This window comes from Paenibacillus sp. FSL M8-0212, assembly GCF_038004645.1.
Lineage (GTDB): Bacteria > Bacillota > Bacilli > Paenibacillales > Paenibacillaceae > Paenibacillus.
Genome location: NZ_JBBORP010000001.1, coordinates 1,153,879 through 1,175,690, shown reverse-complemented (window position 1 = coordinate 1,175,690; position 21,812 = coordinate 1,153,879). Strand labels below are relative to the sequence as shown.

Below are 21,812 nucleotides of genomic sequence, written 5' to 3'. Positions count from 1 at the left end.
TGCTATATGGGGCCAAATCATTGGCCATCGACTTTCGCAAGAGAGCCTTCCTCGTGTTGGCGGTGCTGAACTTCATTCGCGCGTTCGGGATGCATATCAGGATCTTTTTCTACATAACGGGCCAATGCCTTGGCAGCTGTCTCGGACATCCTCTCCCGCAGCATCGTGTGGTCAGCGATTCGAACCCGTTTGCCGAGAAAACGCATCTTGGATAAAACATAATCCATCTCATTCCGCGGAACGGTCAGCTCGATTCGATACGTCTGCTCGGCTTCCAGGTACTCGACCTGTTTCTCGAAGCAGGAGAAGGCATAGAGGATTCGGGATAACTCCTGATTGAACTCGGGCAGAACCTCGATGGTGATGGTCGTTTTGCGCTTCTCCGTAATTGCAGCAATTCGAGCAGTGTAACCAGAAACGGTATCCGGCTCAACGGGTTGGGCTTCCACGGTAACGATGCTGTGCAGCTTGGTGGACATGAGCTTGTCGAAGCGAGGCGCGTACCAGAGCACATACCATTCTTTTTTGACCATGGAATACTCCAGTTTATATGGGAAACCAAATTCATCCTGGCTTGTGCGTCCATTGCGGACGCGACCGATCAGCCGAAATCCCTGATGATGCAGAATGATTAGCCGTAACTGTCGAAGTAGTGGGTGAGAGACACTGTTTTCTTCGCTTTTGGCTTTTTCGGTCAGGTAATCTTGAAGGTTCAGGTCCTGCTCACTATTCAACATATTGTACATTTTATCCAATGTTACAGCGCTCAGTGCTTCTCTCGCAGCAGGATGATTCAGCATCATGCGAAGCCAGGCCCGTTCCTGTGAGGTCCAGGTGAATAGTCCGGTTTCATTCAATCGCGTCATCATCTGGTAATTGAACATCTTCTCGAACAGGTTCATAATATTCCGCAATCTCCTTCCATTCCTTGATCATCTCCTGGCGTAGTCTCTGAGGTGCAATTATTTCGCAGCTTGAGCCAAAACTCCGTAACCACGGTTTGATCTCGGTGGTACCGTTGACCTGGATTTCGTAGAGAAAGGTATGATCCGTTTCGGGTATAATCTTGCCCCATTGACCTTGCAGACGAACCCGATCCAGAATGAAGTTGCGCTGACCACGCTCCGGGTGGAAAAAGCGTGCTTGAACCGTCACGGTATTCCCCGTATCCACGAGCCAACTGTAGCGACTAATGTCGGTCCACTGCTGCTTCAATTCGAGCATGTATTCCTCTTCTACTGAATCCTGTTCCTCCAGTTGGGTTATGCCTTCCATCCGGAATTTAACAAAGCCGCGGCGCCCCTGATATCCAATTACATACCAACGACCATACTGATGGTCATAAATCACTTCAAGGGGCACGATCCGATTGGATCGACCATCTGCTTCCCGTTCAAAGCGTGGATTCGTATTCTGTGAACTGTAGCTGGATGGTTTTTTCGGTGAATAGTATAGGAACTGCACACGTTTGCGCTGACGAATCGCACTAAGCAGCGTGTAGAGATGAGCTTCGTCCAGAATACGAGAATAATAGTGATACTTATAGATATAGGGTTCGGTAGCTTCTTCTTGCGGAAAACTTACCGTAATGGCTTTCTTCAGACTGTCCCGCAATAAGTACCCCTGTACGGAAGGAACTTGGGTATTCGCCATCATATCCACAAAATCATACAACTCCAGCTGTTCCTCCACAGTTAATTGGGTAAGGACATCCTGTTGTAAAGCATATCGATATGGCCTGCCACCTGGCTCTTTTCGAATAACCCCAACCTCTTCCAGATACTTTAGATCAGAGCGAATGGTTTTCTCGTCAGGTAACGCTAGATCTTCCGGCAGATCAGCACAGCAGGCGTCCAGCAGTTCCATCGCGGTTAAGGCTTCATCTTGTAAGGTATGCAAAAGGACAGAAAGCCGCTGAACTTCAGTCTCTTTCATCGACTTGGCACGGAAGAGAAAGAGCAGCATAGGCTCTGCCGACTCCCCGTATTGGAAGCGAACGAGATCGGCCATTTCCCGGCTTGCGTCGGCACCTGGGCGTTGATCAGCGACGGTCTGCATGATTTCTTTTAACCTGCGATTGGTTTTATCAAAGGTATGTACGGATATGCCAAGCCGCTCGGCATATTGTTTGCGGTTATATGCACCGCTTGTTAGGGATAACATGCGTAAGAACTGAATTTCTTTGTCAAAACTCTCTCTTGCCATGAACATTCACTCCTCGTTATCCCTTCATTGTAGCAGGATGAGCGGCAGGTTTCATTTTAAACTTGTGAAGGTTGACTCCATTTCAGAAAATGATTCGTCGCCATACTTTCGCCATGTTCGCGTGTAGGTGCGTGAGGCATAATGAGGTTGTGAAGCGGGGCAGCAACAAGCACTGTGGATCAAGGTTCCGAGGCGCCAGGGAGGGTTACTTCGACTGTTAATCGACCAGGTCGTTGGTTCGAATCCAATCGCCGCCGTTCATGGCGGTGTAGCTCAGCGGTAGAGCGGGTATTATACCTTCCCACCTTTTTCCTCGGAACATTTTATTATGAAAGAACAGCAAATAGACTCACACCGGGAGGTCATGAGTGATGAGCAGAGCGAAACAATTATTTAATCAACCTCAGCCAACGACACGTAATCATGGGGGCTATGGAGCCTATGAGCGATTGGTGGAGGAACAATATATACAGATGTTGATGACCAATACATTGAACAATACGTTCTATGCAGATACCCAGCAACTGATGGACGATGCGATGGTCAGTCATCAGGAGATGGCTGAGGTCGATGCAGGATTTATGGCACGGGCGCTGGTCTATGCTCGTAATGAAGGTTTGATGCGGTTACAGCCTCTATACGGGCTGGCATTGCTGTCCAAAGTGGACGCGGATCAGTTTTCGAAAGTATTCTCCAAGGTGATACAGACACCGGCTGACTTGGCCGATTTTCTGACGATTCTAAGAGGAACTGGTCGGGGACAGGGCGGTCGAGCGGTGAAGCGTCAGGTGAGTCTCTTTTTGAACGGGATCAGCGAATACTGGGCGATCAAATACAACGGACGTGGGCGTGGATACAGTCTGGGCGATATGATCGCTACAGCACATCCCAAGCCGATAGATATGAAGCAGCAAGCCTTATTCCGTTATTTGCGCGGGCATGAGGTGGATCTTACGGAACTTCCGCAGTTGCAGGCGTTGGAAAAGCTGAAGGCTACCCCAAACCCGGCAAGTCGGATGCATCTGATCGAGAAAGGTAAACTTCCGTATTCGGTGGTCACCTCGATCATGCAACCGACACGTACGGTGTGGGAGGCGTTAATGTCACAAATGCCGACTTTTGCGTTGCTGCGCCATCTGAATGCAATGGATCGGGCAGGTGTTTTTGAAAAATCGAAAAATATCGATTATGTTACACGTCGTCTAACCGATGTTGAGGCCCTGCGCAAGTCGCGGATTTTGCCTTTCCGATTCGCCAGTGCGTATGAAATGATTGCCAGAGAAGAGCTGCGGGGTGCTTTGCGACAAGCGGTGGAATTATCCATTGGCAACCTGCCAACACTGCCGGGAAGAACGGCTATTTTCCTGGATCGCTCCGGTTCCATGCAAGGGGATTATTTGCGGATTGGTTCGGTGCTGGCACTGGCACTATATAAACAAACACGAGGTAACGCGCTGTTCTGGTTATTCGACCATATGGTTGAAGATGCTCGTCCGAAGATGAATGAGAGCATTATTTCCCAAGCTCACCGTATTCGCGCACAAGGTGGAACAGACACGGGTCGGCCGGTGCGGGAACTTCGGGATATCGGAGAAAAAGTGGATCAGATCATTATGATCACCGATGAACAGCAGAATGAAGGCAGCCCGTTATATGCTGAGCTTGAGCGATATCGGCGGATGATGAATCCGGAGCTGAAGGCATTTATTGTGGATATAGCACCTTATCAGCAGGCTATGGTACCGCCACGGGATGGCAAAACCTTTTACATCTACGGTTGGAGTGAAACGGTATTGACGTATATTGCCGAGACTGTGGCTGGATATGATACACTCGCGAACCGAGTAAGAGAGATCGAGATTTAAATAGGGGAATTTGGAGGCGGCTGACCATGACCTACGTTCATGAAGAAATGAAAGATACGATTAGACAACAGCTGAAGCAGATTGAACAGGAGGAGCAGGTACGGATTATCTATGCCTGTGAATCAGGCAGCCGGGCGTGGGGGTTTCCATCCCAGGACAGCGATTATGATGTGCGTTTTCTGTATGTAAGACCGCTGGAATGGTACTTGTCGATTGAGGATAAAAGGGATGTGATCGAACGCCCAATCAGTGATCAGCTCGATATCAATGGTTGGGATCTGCGCAAGGCGTTGAAGTTGTTTCGCAAATCAAATCCACCACTGCTGGAGTGGCTGCAATCCCCAATTCAGTATGATGAACAGTATAACGTGGCACAGCATATCCGTGCGCTGTCGCCTTTGACCTTCTCGCCCAAGTCCTGCATGTATCATTATCTGAATATGGCAAAGGGGAACTTCAGGGATTATTTACAAGGGGACCAGGTGAGAATCAAAAAGTATTTCTATGTTCTTCGCCCCTTACTGGCTTGTGGCTGGATCGAACGTCATGATGCGATGCCACCCATGGCATTTGAAGAGCTGGTGCAAGAACTTGTACCTGCAAATACACAGCTATATACGGAGATTCATGAATTGCTGCGCCGGAAAAAGGCGGGCGAGGAACTGGATCTGGAGCCGCAGTTGCCCGCAATACAGGCTTTTTTGGCGGAGAAGATCGAGCATTTTGAACGACTGGCTGGCCAGATGGAGAATGAACAGATTATTTAATTTGAAGAATTGGACCGGATTTTCCGTTTTGCATTACAAGAGGTGTGGGGCGAAGGGGAATAAGAGAGAGAAAGTTGCATGTGGGTAACACTATCGCTAGAGTCGGAGTGAGAATATCCGCGTTTGTGAACTGTTATGTGAAAATAAATTTTGTTATTCGCCTATATTGTATGGGTAATTATGGTATGATACTCTGGCTAAACTAATTGCTGGAGGTTATCCGTATGCGTATCAAAGTAATAAGCAGTTTGCTTGCCATGTTCATGATTTTTGCTACTGTTGCGTCTGCTCATCCAGGAAGAACAGATTCGAGTGGAGGGCACACCTGTCGTACCAACTGTGCAAAATGGGGGCTGAAACAAGGGGAATATCACTATCACAACGGAGGTTCCTCTTCGAGTTCCAAATCTTCATCTTCAAGTTCATCCAGTTCAGGAAGTACCAAGAAAAGTAACAAGTCTTCAACGACAACCAAAAAGAAAGCCACTCCTAAACCAGAATATATAACGTCTTCTGTTCAGGTGAAGGTGAATGGTTCCAAGGTTATTTTCACTGAATCTCCAATTGTAATGAATAACACAAATCTCGTACCCCTGCGTGAGATGGCCGGAGCGTTGAAAGCCAAAACGTCTTGGGACAGTAAGACTCAAACCATTACCATTACCAAAGATAAGTACAAGCTAATCTTTACCTTGGGCAGTAAAAAGGTGAAGGTTAACGGGAAAGAGGTCACCCTACAGGCAGCGCCCAAAGAAATTAAGGGAACGACGTACATTCCCCTCAGAGTTTTGGTAGAAGGGCTTGGGGCATCCCTCACTTCATCTGGTAATACGCTGGCAGTGAAGGTGAAATAATAAGATTAAGAAATCAGAAAGAAGCAGGTTAGGAGTTTATCCGGCCCTGCTTCTTTTTTTGTGTATGAACTTCGTTAAAGCGAGACCTCATCAGGCCATTTTACTTGGCTCTGCAACGTTGGATATGACCAGAATCAGTCGGTATGAGCAACGGCGCGAATCTCAATCAGTTGATGAGGGAAGGCGAGTCCGGATGTCCCAACCATCGTAACAGCTGGACGATGCGTACCAATGTACTCTTTATACACGGCAACACATGGCTCAAGATGCTCCTGCGGGTGAACCAAAAAAATCTCCAGTTCAGCAATGTTCGACTTGGTCACGTTAAATCCTGCGAGCACGCGATCCAAGTTATCTAGTGTCTGGCGGACTTGTGCTTCAATATCATCGACACCAATAAACGTCCCCTCCATATCATGCGAAAATTGTCCTGCAATGTAGATCGTACCGTTAATGCTGTATCCCTGAGCAACACTAAATGCTTCTTCCCAGGGCACACCGTGGCTATATATTTGAGCTGTAGTCATAAGTTTCTCTCCTTTGAAATTCAAGATAAGGTTAGTATAAACGGATAAAAACGACTTGTGCAGTACGCACTTTCATGACAGTGACTATCCATAAGGATAGTGTGAACACGGTGTTAGTAAGCCTAACGACTCATTTCGGAGAATCTTTATATCAGGATATTTAATTTAGGTATAACTAACTTAAGTCCTATATCCTTCCCCTAGAATCTGGGTAATAATTATAGTAGGCAAGTGATTAATGGAATCTCATAACGTAACGATAGGGGGTAACCTGTATGGCATCCATGATTCTGCTGGTGAAACAGACGGAGGACGATGAGAAGGTTATTTATCGATTCGGACCGAATGAGCGAAAGATGGGGCTCATTGAGATGAATAAGATCAAGGAAAGTGTGAGGGAACTGGAACCTGTCCAGGTGGATGGGGTAAGCCCGAGTTTTTTCTTTAACCGAGCCGCGCAGCGACTGGTACGATGTTTATTCAGGGAAGGCGGCAAGTTCCCGGAACGAACGACGTTTGAATCATAGTACACACTCGTTAAAATAAAACACTCTGTATCCCATGTTGTAGACTGGATACAGAGTGTTTTTAAGTTCTATTTGCTTGAATATTTTTTAAGTGTACCATCTGCTTGTAAATCGAGATATAACCTGTGAAGAATAGTTGCTGCTTCTGCTCTTGTTATTGTTTTTCTGGGATTAAACAGGCCTTCATTTGCTGTCATTATACCTTTCTTTTGTAAGGCTGCGAGACTGCTACCAACCAAAGCTGAGTGATCATCACTAAGTTCCAGTCCTTCAAAAAGTAACGGGTAGACCTTATTGGTCCCATCAACTTCATAGTTAAAGCGTCCATCTTTCAAATGTTCATCACTATACTCGCGTTTGGGGATATCCTTCATCGTGTGTAGAATGTCGTAGACTTCTTGACTGTCATCAATCTCATCGTATAAGACAGGTAGCAGGTTTACTACTCCGATACGAGTGAGCTTGTTATCAGGATAGAAGTAGTTGTTTCCCTTCTTAATGGCATATGTTGAATATGTAAACTGTGAGAGTGCTTTGGATGTGGAACTGTAAGCCCAGTGACTAGAAGGAACATCTTTAAACTTTCGAGTTGGCATGTCATCGTTCGTTATGTATTTATTAAATAACTGTGAAAACATCGTGATGAATTCTGCTTTGGTCACACTATTATCGGGTTTAAATGTGCCATTTTGGTAACCTTTGATTATTCCCTTCTTACTCATAAATTCAATGGATTCGATAGCCCAAGAGTGTTTGTTTTGGGTGACATCCTTGAAGGTGGAACCTTTGGCACTGGCAGCTGTAGAGCCTGCGATGAGAGATGACAAGAGGAACATGATGATAACTAGCTTTTTCATGCTGACTTCCTTTCTAAATGTAGATTCAAATTTTGGAAACTCCTAAATCTTAGCATAATAAATTTCGAGCGTATACTTATTTCAGGGAATAAAGGGACTATTTATCTATTCTAAAAAGGGTGCTGTGGCATTTGCTTAATGTAATGGATGAAAAAAGGCCCATCTCCACAATGTGAAGACAGACCGTTCTATGAATGCTAAGGATATTTATTCCATTCTAAAATTTCAGAACGTTTTGGCATAAGAGATCAGCGCCGTAATCGTAATGATGTTCAAGAGCGTTGAGATTAGCACCGTCTGGGCTGCAAAATCGGGTTCGTTATCGTATTCTTCCGCCAGGATGGATGCGTTGACACCGGTTGGCATACCCGAAGCGATAATGAGTGCCTGTGCAGCGATACCTTCCAACCCAAGCAGAAGCACAATTGAAATGCCGATAGCCGGGCCAATCAGAAGACGCAAAAATGTGCTAATATACACATCAAGGCGATACAGTTGAATTGGATATTTTACAATCTGTGCCCCGAGTGTCAGAAGCGCCACGGCAACCATACTTTGCTGCGCATAAGTCAGCGGCATGGACAGGAACGTAGGCAAGGGAACTTTCCACATGTGTAACAGAATCCCCAGCAAGAGCGCATATGGAACAGGCATTTTAAGAAAACCAATAATCACGGCACGGTAATTACCTTTGAGCTTCGCGCCCTGAATGGACAACACGCCATAGGTGAATGTCAGTAATGCCTGTAAAGACATGACCAGCGCCTGAATGGAAGAGGCGAGTGGATCGCCTCGGAATACCAGTGCATTGATAGGCAGTCCATAGTTGCCTGCGTTATCCAGCATAATGCTGTTGTTGAAGGCAGCCTTCATGCCTTTATTCATCTTAAGTGAACGCGCAAATACAGAACCTACAATATAGAGAATCAATACATATATCGCGTAAAAGAGTGTCACGGTCCCAAGCAGTTCGCCCGACATATCCGAGTGGTACATGCTCATAAAGACGGCTGCGGGGGTAATACAATAGAAATTGATTTTGGCGAGTGTGTACAAGTCCAGCTTGAACACCTTTTGCATCCAGGACCCGACGGCAATCAGGAGAAAGACGGGCAGGACGACTTCAAGCATGATGTCTGCAATCATTAGTTCAGCTTCCTTTTTCATGAAAATTTCAATCCGATTTCGAAAATACTTTGCTTATTATATCATTTTATACACACACGAATGTGGGAATAGGCTAAAAAAGATCAGGAGGGGTTGCATCATGATTCCAGATCATCTGGATGTTGGTTTATCGATATTGTTTATTGGTTTCAATCCTAGCATTACGTCTGGAGAGACGGGTCATCATTATGCTTACAAAGGAAACCGGTTTTGGCGCATTCTTGAACGGTCGGGAATAACCCCGCGTTTATATGATGCAAAAGAGGATAGAGAGTTGCTGAAGCTGGGGTACGGATTCACGAATATTGTGGCCCGTCCCACCAGAGGTATGGAGGATATTACGAAGGAAGAGTACGCAGAAGGACGACAGATTTTACGGCAAAAGCTGGAGGAATACCGACCGGACATCGCCTGTTTTGTCGGGAAAGGGGTATACACCCAGTACAGCAAACGTGCCAAAGTGCAATGGGGATTCCAGGATGACCCGGTCGTCAAGGAGATTCAGGAGTTCGTCGCTCCGTCGTCCAGTGGACTCGTACGCATGTCGATGGATGAGATTGTGGCGATCTATTCCCAGCTTGCTGATTTTGTTACGGAGAAGAACAGGGAAGATTAAGAGGCATGTAAGCAGAGTTCACCCAATTGGCTTCGCCGATAAGGGCGAATTCTTTTTTTTGGATAAAGTGAGAGGTTTCGGGAACGACTACCGTCTATATAGTACAGAACCATGCATGGAAGCTGTAGAGAAGGGGGATTAAATGACTCATCAGATACCGGAGGAGGAGCTTATTCAACGCATTGTTGCAGGGGATAAGCAGTTGTTCTCCGTGCTTGTGGATCGATATAAAAATAAAGTCTACGGCATCATGCGCGGAATGGGCGCGAGTCATCCGGATGCACAGGATCTCGCTCAGGATACGTTCATTCGCATCTATCGTTATCTCCCGTCGCGGCGGGAGGGAAGCAGTTTCTCGTCATGGGTGTACACCATTGCGGTGAACCGGATGCGGGATTTTATACGGGAAAAGAAACCCGTGATGTCTCCGGTCGATCAGGCGATCGAACCTGTCAGTAATGAAACACCGGAAAAACGTGTGCTGCATAAGGAGATGCAGCGTGAAATATATCGACAGCTCGAACAGTTACCTGAATCGTATCGCCTGGTGTTATTACTAAAGTACACAAACGAGTTGAGCTATGAAGAGATTGCAGATATTACAGGCATGAGTTCAACCAAAGTGCGTAACGCCCTTTATCGCGGGAAAAAAACGCTGAGGAAGCAAATGGAACGCAAAGGAGGTTTAGCTACGTATGAAGCCTATTTCAAAGGATGAAGATCGGTTGTGGGAGGAGCACCTATACCGTGAGGAGCCGGATGCGGATTTTACGCTGAAGGTCATGCAGGAGCTGGATGGGGTGTCCATGGAAAATGGAGAAGATGAGCATCCATTCGTGAAAAAATCCAAGAGAGCGCATTGGATGCGCCGGACGGGTATCGCTGCAGCGGCAGTTGTGATTCTTGCGGGAGGGGCCTGGTATGCGTTTGATCACACAGCAGAGCCAGCACAACCCGCGGTAAATGCTGTGGATCGTCTGCCATTGCCTAATATACCTGTGCCTGAAGCATTGAAATATTCCTATTTTGCGGATGATTACAAGCGTCTTAAACCTCTCGGACTTGTGGTTAATCCGAACATCTATATTAATGACCAAGGCTACACGCTCAAGATTGAAGACGTGCTGGTAGACCGATCTCATATGGTAATGACCATGCAACAAACAACACCTGATGGATTAGGGTTATCACGGTTACTGTCTGAGCTGGGGAGAATTCATGTTACGGATGAAGAGGGGAGACAGGTTGCCACTCTTGCAAGAGATACAAGAACAAAGGACCCTCTAACTGAACGATTGTTATTTCAGTTTCATGATGAAATTCCGGATCAGGTGATCGTGCGGGGTGAACTGCGTAATTTAAATATGGGCAGCTATTATAATTACGAGAAAAAATCCTACGAAGATAGAGAAGTTAAGGTAGACTGGAGCTTCCGATTTAAAATCGATATGACCAAAGCCAAATCATTGGCTGTTGAAAATCCTATGGATAACACATATACGACGCCAGAAGGACTAAAGCTTGATATGACACAGCTTGTACGCACGCCAAACGGAACCCGGCTTGACCTGAATGTGAGTCTGGATGATGAACTTCGTGCCAAAGTTGATGAGAATTGGGCGAGCTATATGAGTATCATCTACCATCTTGAGATTCCTGAAACAAATGAATATCGAATTTTCAATGGAATAAGACCAGATGCCCGTCAAGCCAAGTTCCAGCTCCAAGATCAGAGTGACTTAAGGAACGGTGGGCCGTTGAGGTTGTCAGAGACATGGGACCCTGCGTTGGTAACGGTAGATGCGAAGAACATTCGCTTTGTTCTGGATGGTTACACCCTGCCGGTGAAAGAAGAGAAATCAGTGGAAGTTGATCTGAATAAGAGGCGTAAGGACACGAATTTTTATACTTTTGCACAATTTGAACAGCTTGGAGATAAAATATTATTCTATGATTTTGAGTACGAGCCACTGATGGAATCGTATGATCCTCCGAAGATTGATGTAAAGGAAGGGTATTCACTAGTTCTGAAGGGGAGTGGGACGTTCCGAAATGCTTTCATGGGTGATCGCTGGGTTGCAGTAGATTCGGATGAAAAAGAGTATCCTGTTGAAGTGAACGGTTATCCGGATCAACCTAATAATAACGGTGAATACGTTGAAGATGATCTGCAATTAAAAATTCGGGGGTTTAACGAAGAAAAGGGTACAAAATTCACTTTGAAAAGAACCGTAGTCAATAGAGAGTATCGCGATGTGAATTGGGAAGTGGATCTTCCATCGTACAGTAGCCTGCCTTGGCTGAAATAACCAGTAGTACAATTCTTTAGACATGAAGTAAATGAAGCTTAGAATGGATGATATAAGGATGGGTGGATGAATCAGTAGATTTAAGTCTGAATGTACAGGAATATAAGGATATAAGCCTAATATACGAAAAAGGCCCTGCATAATGGTATGCGGGGCCTCTTTCGTATTCACCAGACTCACGGGGACAGCATGTACCTAACGAATCTATCTTCAAAAGAGCGGTTACCCTTTCCGAATTAGGCCGATTCCCTTGGAATCAACGTAGTTGATAACATAACCGTTTCTTTCGGTGTCCCCGGGCGTTCGATCCGGCGTTGTAAAGCTTCAACGGCACGCTGTCCGAGTTCCTCTTTACACAGATTAACTGTGGTCAGAGGTGGGGAAGACGTAACGGCAGAGTGTACATTGTCGATACCGATGACAAGGCAATCTTTAGGTGTGGAGATGCCCATCTCCTGTAATTTGTGCATCCACTGCAAAGCAATATCATCATTAACACCAATCCAGGCATCGGGACGTTCATCATCTGGCATGTTTTGAATTGTGGTGGCCAACTGGTTAACCCATTCCCCGTTCTCATACGGAATATTCCATTCTCTGAAGCTGGTCGTATGACTGGTGTCCACATGGAAATGGTTCAGGGCCAACTCAATCCCGATCTTCCGCTGCGCAAAGCTGGCAGCACGACCATCATCTGTGATGAGGCCAATCCGTCGGCAATTCATAGACATTAGATATCTAGCCACAGTGATGCCAGCTTCCAGATTATCATGGCTGATCGTATCACAATTCAGCAGGGGTTCCTGATGATCTACCAAAATAATAGGCCGACCCGTCTGAGAGAGTCGTTGCAGAACCGTATGCGGGAAAGCCCCCATGACAATAATCCCGGCACAACGTTCCCAGTCCAAGTGAGGAGCAATCGCTTTTTCGGGAGAGGTGTTCTCGTCCGTCACTCCGAGTGAGGGGGATACAATGGCATGATGCCAACCACGCTCATTACAGGCGGAGATCATGCCTGACAGAACACGTTGCCAGTAGTGAGGTTCACCGCGGTTGAGCTGATTCATGCATATGAGAGCAAACGGTGGATCGGACGGATCTGCATGGTTTGAAGTAGCAGGACTATTGCTAGCACCAGGAGTACTTTGACGATATCCTAAAGCGCGAGCGAGTTCCAGTACCCTTGCGCGTGTCGCTTCACTGACACCCGTCTTGCCACTGAGTGCGCGGGAGACGGCATATTTGGATAATCCGAGCTGGTCAGCCAGCGTCTGAATGGATACTTTGCGTGACATATCATTACTCCTTCATTTGACGATCATCTTCTGACACAGTACACTTACAAATAATAATGTTATTATAATTTATCATAACAAAAATAACAATAGTGTTAGGATCATATAGTCAATCTAAACCAATCTATATAAGTTGAACTAATCATTTACACGATAACGGAGAGGACAGAAAAAAATTGACAAAGCGAAGCTAAAAGCTTTCGGCAAGAAAGCTGCATCGGAAGCATAAACTTCGCCTTTATCACCGGATTTCCCCTTGAGAAAGGGGATCGAAAAAATCTGGGGATAACAGCGATTGGAAAGTTGTTCTGTCATCGTAGTGCCAGTGTAAAAATTTATTAGCTGAACTTAAATAAACCAATTCAAAGGAGACGACATCCATGGAACAGTTCAGATTACCGAAAATCCCTATGCCGCAACTGGAATTACCGCAAGCTGTGCAGGATATTCTGACTGAGGCGGACGAGCGTTTGCAACATCGACCGGGGTTGCTGGCTCAGTTTCGCAATTGTTTTCCTAGTACGTTGGAAACGACCACAAAGCTGCTCGATGATGGGACAACCTTTGTGATTACAGGAGATATTCCCGCCATGTGGTTAAGGGATTCCGTAGAGCAGGTCATGCATTATGTTCCACTTGCGAAGGATGACGAGAAGTTGCAGCGTATCATCGGAGGGTTGATCAAACGTCATACGTTCTACGCTGATATGGATATCTATGCCAATGCGTTCAATGAAACAGCGAATGGATGGCATTGGGATGCCAATGATGAGACGGAGATGTCACCTTGGGTGTGGGAACGGAAGTTTGAGCTGGATTCCCTTTGTTTCTCCATGAAGCTGGCTTATACATATTGGCGGGAGACGGAACTGACGGATATATTTGACGAGCGCTTCAAGAAAGTGATGGAGAATATCGTAAACCTATGGGAGACAGAACAGCATCATGCAGAACGTTCATCTTACCGGTTCATGCGGCGCAATTGTCCAGCCCATGATACGCTGCGTAATGAAGGATTGGGTATGCCCGTAAATTACACGGGGATGATCTGGTCCGGATTTCGTCCGAGTGATGATGCATGTGATTTTCATTATAATATTCCGGCGAATATGTTCGCTGCGGTAACCTTGCGTCAGATGGGGGAGATCGCGAAGTGGGTGTTCAGGGATGAACAACTGGTAAGCCGGATGGCTCATTTGGAAGAAGAAATACGACACGGTATCTCTCTGTACGGTACTTATCGTCATCCAGAGTATGGGCAGATTTATGCCTATGAGACGGACGGTTACGGAAACTTTTGTCTGATGGATGATGCGGGTACGCCTGGACTGATGTCCATTCCGTATATCGAGTATGCTTCGATTGAAGACAGGGTGTATCAGAACACACGGCGATTCATTTTGAGTAAGGAAAATCCGTTTTATTATGAAGGGAAGGTAGCCAAAGGAATAGGTAGCCCCCACACCCCTCCGGGATACATCTGGCACATGGCGTTATCCATGCAGGGCTTAACCGCAAACAATGACGAGGAAATACTGGCGATGATTGAATTGCTGGAAAGTACGGATGCGGGTACCGGATATATGCATGAGGGCTTCCACGCCGATGATCCCAACACGTTCACCAGACCATGGTTTGCCTGGTCCAACAGCCTGTTCTCACAGTTGGTGTACAAGGCAATGAAAAAAGGAATTCTATAAGTGATACATTTTTAAAAAAGGTCCTTACTACTCGTAAAGCGGCCGTTTCGGTTACGAATCGTTCTTTTGATCGCTGTTATCCCCGGATTTCCTGATCGACTTTTGTAAAGTCGAAATCCGGGGATAAAGGCGAACACTTCGTTTCTTCAGAATCGATTTCGTTCCCTGCACTACTTTTACTATCGAGCACGACTGTTTTTGAACGATATCATTTTTAGAATAGGAGAGTAGGTAAAAAACAGGAAAGCCCAAACTGCTGAACTTTGCAGTTTGGGCTTTGTTTAGTTGAAAAACACAGGCGCTTCGCTATGTGTTTTTTAGTAGATCGGCGATGAACACTTTTTGGCCTGTGCGTGCGCTTTCCAAAGATGCGAGGACCATGGCCATGCTGAACTGGTTATCGCTGCAATCGGTCTCAGGTAATCGTCCGGATTCCAGTGCAGCGAACATGTCTTCGAGACAGCCGTGATGACCTGTTTTGTCCATGACAGGCAGTTCCGCTTCAATCCGCTCACTTGGCTGAAAAAAGGATGGTTTGCCGTCAGCATCCAGGCTTTGCGCAGTAACTACTTCAGCATAGATGTCATCATGACCATCCCAGATGGCGGTTCCTTTTTCACCGATTACACGCCAGCTTGCTTCCCATGATGTGGCTACACCTTCTGCGCACCAGGATCCGCGATAGTTGAATACGGACCCGTCAGACATCTCAAATATACATAACGCCATCGCATTGCCCTGATACCAAGACCCTGGAGGATTGAATTCATGACAGTATACCGATACCGGGTTGGCTCCGAGAATATACCGTGCCTGATCAAATGTATGTATCGCCATATCGAGCAGCAGTGGACTATCCATCAGATCCCGGAATCCGCCGAAGTGTGGCCCGAGGAAGAAGTCGGCTCCTGCGAAACCTACCTGCCCTATAGCTCCGCCGGAAATGAGGTGCTGGTAGGCGCGGATACGCGGATCGAAACGACGATTCTGCATGACGGCTTGAATGTGTCCTGTGCTGCGAGCGGTTTGCACAATGTCTGTGCATTCGGAGAAGGACTCTGCTAGTGGTTTCTCGCCAAATACATGACATCCTTCCTTCAAGGCTGTCATGGCAATGCCGTAATGACTCGCCGGAATCGTGACATCGAATACGATATTCGCGCCAGTCGCTTGAATGCCTTCACGGATATCGGTGAACGTAGGGCAGGTGAGGCCATGTCTAGTAGCAAAAGCAAGGGCTGTCTGTTCATACAGATCGACCAGTCCGACGATTTCTGTATCCGGCCTTTGCAAGGCATAGTCCGCCCACGTGTTTGCCATAGCACCGCAGCCAGCGATAATTACCCGATAAGGATGAGTCATGTTCTCATCTCCTTCGTATGGATTGTGTTATACAGCTCGCATGGTTTCCTATACCGGATTGGGCACAAAATCGCCGCCGCGGCATTGTTTCAAATATCGCAATGCATGCACCTGTCCGGTCATTTCGAGTTCGTCTTTGTAGACGGGATCATGCCAGCCTTCAATATCAATCGTGCCCTGATAACCGTTCTGGCGCAGAATGGTGATGATGTCTGCCCAGTTGTTATCCCCGAAGCCGGGTGTGCGGTGCCAGACAAATTCCCGTGGACCGTGTACGCCGTATTCCTTAACAATATCCCAGGCAATCGTGGCATCTTTGCCATGGACGTGGAAGACTTTATGAGCCCATTTGCGTAGCTGTGGAATAGGATCAATCAGGCTGGACATTTGATGGCAAGGCTCCCACTCCAAGCCGACATTTTCATCAGGAACAGCATCAAACATCATCTCCCAGGCCGTTGGGTTATGTGCGATGTTCCAGTCGCCTGTCTGCCAAGTGCCTCCCATATCACAGTTTTCAAAAGCAATCCGTACACCCCGGTCTGCTGCCCGGCGTGCCAGTTCACCAAATACTTCCTTGAACCGGGGGATGGACTCGTTAATGGGTTGATCCGTCAGACGTCCGGTGAACCCGGAGACGATATCTGCACCGAAGAGCTGTGCGTGATCGATCACTCGCTCCCAGCTTGCCAGTGTATCGGCGTTGTCTCCGGCTCCCGTGAGCGGGTTACCAAATACACTCACCGCGGAGATGACGATACCTTGTTCGTCCACGATTTCACGGACACGTTTGGCTGTCTCTGCCAAGTCCAGGTCACCAGTTGTTTGCCAGAAGGTCAGGTTAAATGATTCGAAGCCGTGTTGCATGATCTGCGGGATAACGCGGACGGCGTCCTGCCCGCCTACAAGGGTACCGATGCGTAATGATTTATTCATGGTTGTATTTCACTCCAATATTGGCTTATAGTACTTCGTGACACACTCATTATAGCCGTGGATTAACGGGATGGCTCTAAACAATCTTGTGTAATAATAGTCGGATCTTGTGAAGAGGGGGAAGAAGTCGTGCTGGATCTGAAAGCGCTTCACGAAAATACCCGAATTGACCATAAATCACATCCATTTCAGCTGTTCCAAAATAGGTGTTCAGATATGAAAGCTGAAGAATGCATTTTGTATTTGCATTGGCATGAACATTTTGAGCTGATTGTTATGCGCAAGGGAAGTGCGCTGTTTCATATTGATAGCAAACCTTATGTAGTTCGAGCAGGTGAAGTCATCATCATTCCTGGAGGCACATTGCATGTTGGATATGCTCTGGATGAGGGGGATGTGCATTATGATTCCGTTGTAGTTAACCGTGCACTGTTCCATGATTTCACCCATGATCCTGTGCATGAGCAATATGTCGCGCCGTACTTGGAAGGAAGAGTGAGATTTCCGGTCAAACCGGCAGAGGAAAACACAGCCTGCACAGGCTATTATTCTTTGCTGAATGAAGCCGTAGAGGAAATGGCGTTACAGCCCCCGGCTTATCAGCTCGTGGTGAAATCCAAGCTGCATGCCTTGTTCACCCTGCTTGCGCGAACCTTTATGCCGCAGCAGCTACCGGATAAATCGGTCGGATCGTATTTTCCCAACCGCGAACGTTTCAAACAGTTGATTGCACAGATTGAAGCGGACCCCACAGGTAAGATGTCTGTTACGGAAGCGGCAAGTCATGTGGGATTGAATGCGTATCACTTCTGCAAAATGTTCAAAAAGCTGACCGGACGTACTTTTGTGGAATACGTGAACGGTTGCAGGATGAGTGAGGCAGAGCAACTGCTGCAAGGCAGTAGCCTGACCATTACAGAGATCGCCGCCAGAGTTGGTTGCGACAATGCGAACTATTTTACGAAGTTATACAAACAATACAAGGGGATGACCCCCTCGCAGGGACGTGGAAGAAAAGAAGGTTGAGCACGACCAGTTTAGCAATAGTCTCGGATAAAATGTCTATAAAGATGATTGTGACACTAAGTAACTCGCAGTCGCAATTGTGAGCAGAAGCAGAAGTAGAAGTAGAAGTAGAAGTAGAGCACACCGCAGTGATTACCGTAATAATAACCATACGCAAATACGCACATCTACAAAAAACCACCCGGATAAAGGCCTCTTCAAGGCTGTTATCCGGGTGGTTTTGATTCAATAATATCAAGACAATCCTCTATGTGTACAACGTGCTTATTTCATAAATCTGGAGAACAAACGATTGGCTTTCTTGGCGAGGTCGTCCATTTTGATGTTGGCATGATCGAACTGATTGTATCCCCATTTGATCGTTTGCAGCATGCGTGGAGATATGGGTGTTCCTTTGATGCGCGGATAGATGTTGTGATAGGCCCAGACAAGATGCTCCCAGCGATTGTCATTGCCGTCCTGAATATACTCGGATACGTCAATTACTTTCCCGCGTCCGTTCTGAAGAATTACATTTTTCAGATGAATGTCGCGAGGGTTCAACCCGCGGCTGCGAACGGCTTCTCGCGCTGCGTCCACATCGAGCATGACCTGCTCGGGGACGGGGATTCCCTTTTCCAAACATTCCAGCAGTGTATCCCCGGGTTCAAAACTGATCACGAGTACATTCCGGCCGCTGCCGTAATAGGTAGGGAAGTATGGCAGACCTTTGAGCTGCTCGTATACCTGTTTTTCATTTTCGAGTTTGTCCAAGGCATGATCCGAGTACATCTTGAAGGCATACTGCGGCAAGCCGTCATACGTAAATACAGCCGCATCCGTACCTGTGCCAATGCAATTTAAACCTTCTACATCGCCGATGATGTTCACCAGCTCATTCCGGTCGCTTCCGATGACTTGGATCTGTTGTAATGCTTCTTCCGCCTGGAACCAATCCGGTCGATTCATGGGTGGTGCCTCCTTTTAGGATATGCCTGTACAATTTTTTTATATAATCATTTTCTAACGAACCGAGTAAGTCTTATTTCACGTAAATCGGCAGATCTGAAAATGTAACGAATCAGAGACACGCTATTGACTCATTTGCTTGCAATAAACACGTTCTACAACCGGAATAAGACTAATTAGCGTGTCTGGGGTTCGTTAGATTCCGTAAAACCTCATAATCCACGTGATATGGTGTGTGAGATTCGTTAGCGCCGGGCCGCACTGGCCCCGGGCTAGACCCGTACTAGCATCCCGGTCCCAGATTCGCTGCCCTCTATAGAGTATATTATGCGTTCTGCTCCGCAATTTCATCTTTTGGTGATGTTACTATATAAACGATACGGATCGAATCGGAAACGGTTGCGTCAGAAGAAAATAACGGAAGCGCGCTTGCGGCAAGGTTGCCCGGGCTTTATACTGTGAGCATCAAGGGATCTCATGCAGATCCGGCATACAGAAAGGCAGATTACTTATGGCACAATACCCGCAGTGGTCTTATTCGCAGTCGCGGGCGAGTATGTTCGATGAGTGCCTGCGCAAATATTATTATCATTATTACGGTGCCCATAACGGCTGGAAGACAGACTCTGCTGATGAGATGCAGGTTCGTCTGTACCGTCTGAAGCAGCTCAGCAATCTGTATCTTGTCTTCGGAGACCTCGCGCATCGGATGTGTGAGTCGGCGGTACGCAGCAGGGAAGAGGGCAAAGATAAACCGCGTGAACACTTTCTGGAACAGACGATACGCAAGCTGCTGAATCAGGCGTATGTGGAATCGATGGACGCGGATCAGTGGCGGCTGAACCCCAAGAATCGCACGATGCTGTCCGAGATTTATTACGGGGATGATACGTTGAATGACCGGATCGCCACGATTAAGGAGCGGGCTTCGGCCTGTGTCAGTAACCTGTACCAGACGCTTACGTGGGAGGACTTGTCCCGGGCAAGTACAGACATTCTGGAGATCGAGAAATGGGATACCATGATGCTGCACGATACACGCGTGTATGTGAAGATGGATTTATTGTATCGGCGCAGTAACGGCAATATTGTCATTGTGGACTGGAAGACCGGCAAGGAAGATGACTTTTCGGATCAGCTAATGCTGTACGCATCCTATGTGAGAGAGCACTACCGGGTTCCGTTGGAGCAGATTGAACTGCGAGTGGAGTACCTGTTAACCGGAAAACACCGAGAGTTTACAGCCACAGAAGAGGATATCCGGAAGGTGGAGGAGAACGTGGGTCGTTACATCGAGGAGATGCGATCCTGTGTTGAGGATGAATACTATAACCGTCCAAAGGACGTCACCTACTTTACAGCGATGCCTTCCCACCGGTCCTGTCGGGATTGCAACTTCCGCGAAGTTTGCAGTGAGCGAGCAGTCTGAAGCGCCAAAACCGGAGCAACCTAAAGGCCTTATACCAACTAATGAGTTATTTCATATGTGAAAAAAACAAGAAGCGCAAGCCGGGAACATCATCTGCCCGACTTGCGCTTCTATTACGTTCCACAGGCCTGGCGACAAGGCGCCGGGTGGAACGAACGTATCAAGATTACTGGACAGCGGCGGTATTCTCCAGCGCCTGACCCGCAGGAACATAGGCATGCCCGAGATCCCTGGCAACCGCCTCATACGTGATGTGTCCATTCAGCGCATTGACCGCGCTACGAATGGACGAACTGCCGCGAATCGCGGCGGCTGCACCATGGTTGGCCAGCTGCAGCGCATAAGGCATGGTGGCGTTGGTTAGCGCCACCGTGGACGTACGCGGCACGGCGCCCGGCATGTTCGCCACCGCGTAATGCACGACGCCATGTTTCACATAGGTCGGTTCATCATGGGTTGTGATATGATCAATGGTCTCAACGATCCCGCCCTGATCAATCGCGACATCCACAATGACCGAACCCGGTGCCATCGTCTTCACCACTTGCTCGCTGACAAGCGTTGGCGCCTTGGCGCCCGGAATCAGCACCGCACAGATCAACAGATCTGCCGCCGCAACAGCTGTTGCAATGTTGGACGGGCTGGATACCAACGTGTGGATCTGATTGCCGAAGATATCATCCAACTGGCGCAGACGATTCAGATTCAGGTCAAGGATGGTCACATCGGCGCCAAGACCAATAGCAATTTTGGCTGCATTTGTTCCCACCGTTCCACCCCCAATAATGACCACTTTCCCCCGACTGACGCCTGGTACACCTGACAAGAGAATGCCCTTGCCACCTTCTGTTTTCTCCAGTAGCTGTGCTCCGATCTGGGAGGCCATACGGCCTGCAACTTCACTCATGGGGGTTAGCAGGGGGAGAGCACTGTTGACCTCCAACGTCTCATACGCAATAGCCGTTACCCTACTCTTTATAAGGGCTTTGGCAAGCTCCGGTTCCGCTGCGAGGTGCAGGTAGGTGAACAGAATCAGTCCGGGACGAAAATATCCATATTCACTGGCAAGCGGTTCTTTCACCTTGATGATCATATCGGCCTCGGTCCACACTGACTTGGCATCCATCCGAATCTCGGCGCCCGCAGCTTGATATTCATGATCCGTGAATCCACTGCCGATCCCCGCGCCTTGTTCAATCAGTACCTGGTGACCGGCTCTGATGAAATCAGCAGCCCCGGCCGGAGTCATTGCTACACGATTCTCATTATTCTTGATTTCTTTGGGAATTCCGATTCTCATCACCATGCACCTCGTCCATTTATTGGTTGTTAGCTTATACTACAAGTTTATGACTTGGATAATCGTTTTGCACCTTACTTAATGTCTAATCTTTAGAAATTGAACTCAACATATTGTCG

Annotated in this window: 21 protein-coding genes; 11 read left to right on the top strand and 10 right to left on the bottom strand. The window is 47.4% G+C overall.

Annotated features, from left to right (window positions below; translation table 11 throughout):
- Window positions 1-17: 17 nt before the first annotated feature.
- Both MKX68_RS05375 and MKX68_RS05370 read right to left on the bottom strand, forming a co-directional pair.
- Window positions 18-902, bottom strand: coding sequence for a WYL domain-containing protein (locus tag MKX68_RS05375; protein ID WP_340909749.1), 885 nt, complete (start codon window positions 900-902; stop codon window positions 18-20).
- Complete coding sequence (locus MKX68_RS05370; protein ID WP_340909748.1) at window positions 850-2,205, bottom strand: helix-turn-helix transcriptional regulator; 1,356 nt, start codon at window positions 2,203-2,205, stop codon at window positions 850-852. The genes MKX68_RS05375 and MKX68_RS05370 overlap by 53 nt, the downstream gene beginning before the upstream one ends.
- A gap of 371 nt (window positions 2,206-2,576) precedes the next feature.
- Here MKX68_RS05370 and MKX68_RS05365 point away from each other — a divergent pair, with 371 nt between their 5' ends.
- The 3 genes from MKX68_RS05365 to MKX68_RS05355 all read left to right on the top strand — a co-directional run bounded on the left by MKX68_RS05365 (window position 2,577) and on the right by MKX68_RS05355 (window position 5,691).
- Window positions 2,577-4,070, top strand: coding sequence for a TROVE domain-containing protein (locus MKX68_RS05365; RefSeq protein ID WP_340909746.1), 1,494 nt, complete (start codon window positions 2,577-2,579; stop codon window positions 4,068-4,070).
- 26 nt (window positions 4,071-4,096) lie between these two features.
- Complete coding sequence (locus MKX68_RS05360) at window positions 4,097-4,837, top strand: nucleotidyltransferase domain-containing protein (RefSeq protein WP_340909744.1); 741 nt, start codon at window positions 4,097-4,099, stop codon at window positions 4,835-4,837.
- Between the two features lie 224 nt (window positions 4,838-5,061).
- A complete protein-coding gene (locus MKX68_RS05355; protein WP_340909741.1) occupies window positions 5,062-5,691 on the top strand; it encodes a copper amine oxidase N-terminal domain-containing protein in 630 nt (209 codons plus the stop codon).
- Between the two features lie 134 nt (window positions 5,692-5,825).
- On the opposite strand, the gene MKX68_RS05350 is transcribed toward MKX68_RS05355, so the two are convergent.
- Complete coding sequence (locus MKX68_RS05350) at window positions 5,826-6,218, bottom strand: RidA family protein (protein ID WP_340909739.1); 393 nt, start codon at window positions 6,216-6,218, stop codon at window positions 5,826-5,828.
- A 275-nt stretch (window positions 6,219-6,493) separates the two neighbouring features.
- On the opposite strand from MKX68_RS05350, the gene MKX68_RS05345 reads away from it, so the two are divergent.
- Window positions 6,494-6,745: a hypothetical protein gene (locus MKX68_RS05345; protein ID WP_145320846.1), complete on the top strand. Its 252-nt coding sequence runs from the start codon at window positions 6,494-6,496 to the stop codon at window positions 6,743-6,745.
- A 68-nt stretch (window positions 6,746-6,813) separates the two neighbouring features.
- On the opposite strand, the gene MKX68_RS05340 is transcribed toward MKX68_RS05345, so the two are convergent.
- Both MKX68_RS05340 and MKX68_RS05335 read right to left on the bottom strand, forming a co-directional pair.
- Window positions 6,814-7,602, bottom strand: coding sequence for an S-layer homology domain-containing protein (locus tag MKX68_RS05340; protein WP_338591622.1), 789 nt, complete (start codon window positions 7,600-7,602; stop codon window positions 6,814-6,816).
- Window positions 7,603-7,827: 225 nt separating this feature from the next.
- Entirely contained in the window at window positions 7,828-8,748 is a 921-nt protein-coding gene (locus MKX68_RS05335; protein ID WP_150366318.1) for an AEC family transporter, read from the bottom strand.
- Between the two features lie 121 nt (window positions 8,749-8,869).
- On the opposite strand from MKX68_RS05335, the gene MKX68_RS05330 reads away from it, so the two are divergent.
- The 3 genes from MKX68_RS05330 to MKX68_RS05320 all read left to right on the top strand — a co-directional run bounded on the left by MKX68_RS05330 (window position 8,870) and on the right by MKX68_RS05320 (window position 11,694).
- Entirely contained in the window at window positions 8,870-9,385 is a 516-nt protein-coding gene (locus MKX68_RS05330; protein WP_340909735.1) for a mismatch-specific DNA-glycosylase, read from the top strand.
- Between the two features lie 142 nt (window positions 9,386-9,527).
- Window positions 9,528-10,103 (top strand): RNA polymerase sigma factor, encoded by a 576-nt coding sequence (locus MKX68_RS05325; protein WP_340909733.1) that lies wholly within the window; start codon window positions 9,528-9,530, stop codon window positions 10,101-10,103.
- Entirely contained in the window at window positions 10,081-11,694 is a 1,614-nt protein-coding gene (locus MKX68_RS05320; RefSeq protein ID WP_340909731.1) for a hypothetical protein, read from the top strand. The genes MKX68_RS05325 and MKX68_RS05320 overlap by 23 nt, the downstream gene beginning before the upstream one ends.
- Before the next feature lie 236 nt (window positions 11,695-11,930).
- Here MKX68_RS05320 and MKX68_RS05315 read toward each other — a convergent pair whose 3' ends face one another.
- Window positions 11,931-12,992 carry a LacI family DNA-binding transcriptional regulator gene (locus tag MKX68_RS05315; RefSeq protein ID WP_340909729.1) on the bottom strand — a complete coding sequence of 354 codons (1,062 nt, stop codon included), beginning with the start codon at window positions 12,990-12,992 and terminating at the stop codon, window positions 11,931-11,933.
- Window positions 12,993-13,372: 380 nt separating this feature from the next.
- Here MKX68_RS05315 and MKX68_RS05310 point away from each other — a divergent pair, with 380 nt between their 5' ends.
- Window positions 13,373-14,692, top strand: a complete 1,320-nt coding sequence (locus MKX68_RS05310; protein WP_340909727.1) for a glycoside hydrolase family 125 protein — start codon at window positions 13,373-13,375, stop codon at window positions 14,690-14,692.
- 306 nt (window positions 14,693-14,998) lie between these two features.
- Here MKX68_RS05310 and MKX68_RS05305 read toward each other — a convergent pair whose 3' ends face one another.
- Both MKX68_RS05305 and MKX68_RS05300 read right to left on the bottom strand, forming a co-directional pair.
- Complete coding sequence (locus MKX68_RS05305) at window positions 14,999-16,054, bottom strand: Gfo/Idh/MocA family protein (RefSeq protein WP_340909725.1); 1,056 nt, start codon at window positions 16,052-16,054, stop codon at window positions 14,999-15,001.
- Window positions 16,055-16,102: 48 nt separating this feature from the next.
- Complete coding sequence (locus MKX68_RS05300; protein ID WP_076214488.1) at window positions 16,103-16,990, bottom strand: sugar phosphate isomerase/epimerase family protein; 888 nt, start codon at window positions 16,988-16,990, stop codon at window positions 16,103-16,105.
- Between the two features lie 216 nt (window positions 16,991-17,206).
- Here MKX68_RS05300 and MKX68_RS05295 point away from each other — a divergent pair, with 216 nt between their 5' ends.
- Complete coding sequence (locus tag MKX68_RS05295) at window positions 17,207-18,016, top strand: AraC family transcriptional regulator (RefSeq protein ID WP_340909723.1); 810 nt, start codon at window positions 17,207-17,209, stop codon at window positions 18,014-18,016.
- 264 nt (window positions 18,017-18,280) lie between these two features.
- Here the strand turns inward: MKX68_RS05295 and MKX68_RS05290 are convergent, their stop codons facing one another.
- Window positions 18,281-18,964, bottom strand: coding sequence for a serine/threonine protein kinase (locus tag MKX68_RS05290; RefSeq protein ID WP_338591644.1), 684 nt, complete (start codon window positions 18,962-18,964; stop codon window positions 18,281-18,283).
- Between the two features lie 511 nt (window positions 18,965-19,475).
- Between MKX68_RS05290 and MKX68_RS05285 the strand changes: the two genes are divergently transcribed.
- Complete coding sequence (locus MKX68_RS05285) at window positions 19,476-20,393, top strand: PD-(D/E)XK nuclease family protein (RefSeq protein ID WP_036606467.1); 918 nt, start codon at window positions 19,476-19,478, stop codon at window positions 20,391-20,393.
- Between the two features lie 41 nt (window positions 20,394-20,434).
- The gene (locus MKX68_RS05280; protein ID WP_340909720.1) at window positions 20,435-20,593 is read left to right on the top strand and encodes a hypothetical protein; all 159 of its coding nucleotides are present in this window, start codon (window positions 20,435-20,437) and stop codon (window positions 20,591-20,593) included.
- On the opposite strand, the gene ald is transcribed toward MKX68_RS05280, so the two are convergent.
- Complete coding sequence (gene ald / locus MKX68_RS05275) at window positions 20,560-21,693, bottom strand: alanine dehydrogenase (RefSeq protein ID WP_036672396.1); 1,134 nt, start codon at window positions 21,691-21,693, stop codon at window positions 20,560-20,562. The genes MKX68_RS05280 and ald overlap by 34 nt on opposite strands.
- Between the last annotated feature and the right edge of the window lie 119 nt (window positions 21,694-21,812).

What these genes read in the sequence shown, in the direction of transcription:
- MKX68_RS05375 (WP_340909749.1), bottom strand. Translation starts at nt 902, where the DNA reads ATGAACCTGTTCGAGAAGATGTTCAATTACCAGATGATGACGCGATTG.
- MKX68_RS05370 (WP_340909748.1), bottom strand. Translation starts at nt 2,205, where the DNA reads ATGGCAAGAGAGAGTTTTGACAAAGAAATTCAGTTCTTACGCATGTTA.
- MKX68_RS05365 (WP_340909746.1), top strand. Translation starts at nt 2,577, where the DNA reads ATGAGCAGAGCGAAACAATTATTTAATCAACCTCAGCCAACGACACGT.
- MKX68_RS05360 (WP_340909744.1), top strand. Translation starts at nt 4,097, where the DNA reads ATGACCTACGTTCATGAAGAAATGAAAGATACGATTAGACAACAGCTG.
- MKX68_RS05355 (WP_340909741.1), top strand. Translation starts at nt 5,062, where the DNA reads ATGCGTATCAAAGTAATAAGCAGTTTGCTTGCCATGTTCATGATTTTT.
- MKX68_RS05350 (WP_340909739.1), bottom strand. Translation starts at nt 6,218, where the DNA reads ATGACTACAGCTCAAATATATAGCCACGGTGTGCCCTGGGAAGAAGCA.
- MKX68_RS05345 (WP_145320846.1), top strand. Translation starts at nt 6,494, where the DNA reads ATGGCATCCATGATTCTGCTGGTGAAACAGACGGAGGACGATGAGAAG.
- MKX68_RS05340 (WP_338591622.1), bottom strand. Translation starts at nt 7,602, where the DNA reads ATGAAAAAGCTAGTTATCATCATGTTCCTCTTGTCATCTCTCATCGCA.
- MKX68_RS05335 (WP_150366318.1), bottom strand. Translation starts at nt 8,748, where the DNA reads ATGATTGCAGACATCATGCTTGAAGTCGTCCTGCCCGTCTTTCTCCTG.
- MKX68_RS05330 (WP_340909735.1), top strand. Translation starts at nt 8,870, where the DNA reads ATGATTCCAGATCATCTGGATGTTGGTTTATCGATATTGTTTATTGGT.
- MKX68_RS05325 (WP_340909733.1), top strand. Translation starts at nt 9,528, where the DNA reads ATGACTCATCAGATACCGGAGGAGGAGCTTATTCAACGCATTGTTGCA.
- MKX68_RS05320 (WP_340909731.1), top strand. Translation starts at nt 10,081, where the DNA reads ATGAAGCCTATTTCAAAGGATGAAGATCGGTTGTGGGAGGAGCACCTA.
- MKX68_RS05315 (WP_340909729.1), bottom strand. Translation starts at nt 12,992, where the DNA reads ATGTCACGCAAAGTATCCATTCAGACGCTGGCTGACCAGCTCGGATTA.
- MKX68_RS05310 (WP_340909727.1), top strand. Translation starts at nt 13,373, where the DNA reads ATGGAACAGTTCAGATTACCGAAAATCCCTATGCCGCAACTGGAATTA.
- MKX68_RS05305 (WP_340909725.1), bottom strand. Translation starts at nt 16,054, where the DNA reads ATGACTCATCCTTATCGGGTAATTATCGCTGGCTGCGGTGCTATGGCA.
- MKX68_RS05300 (WP_076214488.1), bottom strand. Translation starts at nt 16,990, where the DNA reads ATGAATAAATCATTACGCATCGGTACCCTTGTAGGCGGGCAGGACGCC.
- MKX68_RS05295 (WP_340909723.1), top strand. Translation starts at nt 17,207, where the DNA reads ATGAAAGCTGAAGAATGCATTTTGTATTTGCATTGGCATGAACATTTT.
- MKX68_RS05290 (WP_338591644.1), bottom strand. Translation starts at nt 18,964, where the DNA reads ATGAATCGACCGGATTGGTTCCAGGCGGAAGAAGCATTACAACAGATC.
- MKX68_RS05285 (WP_036606467.1), top strand. Translation starts at nt 19,476, where the DNA reads ATGGCACAATACCCGCAGTGGTCTTATTCGCAGTCGCGGGCGAGTATG.
- MKX68_RS05280 (WP_340909720.1), top strand. Translation starts at nt 20,435, where the DNA reads ATGAGTTATTTCATATGTGAAAAAAACAAGAAGCGCAAGCCGGGAACA.
- ald (WP_036672396.1), bottom strand. Translation starts at nt 21,693, where the DNA reads ATGAGAATCGGAATTCCCAAAGAAATCAAGAATAATGAGAATCGTGTA.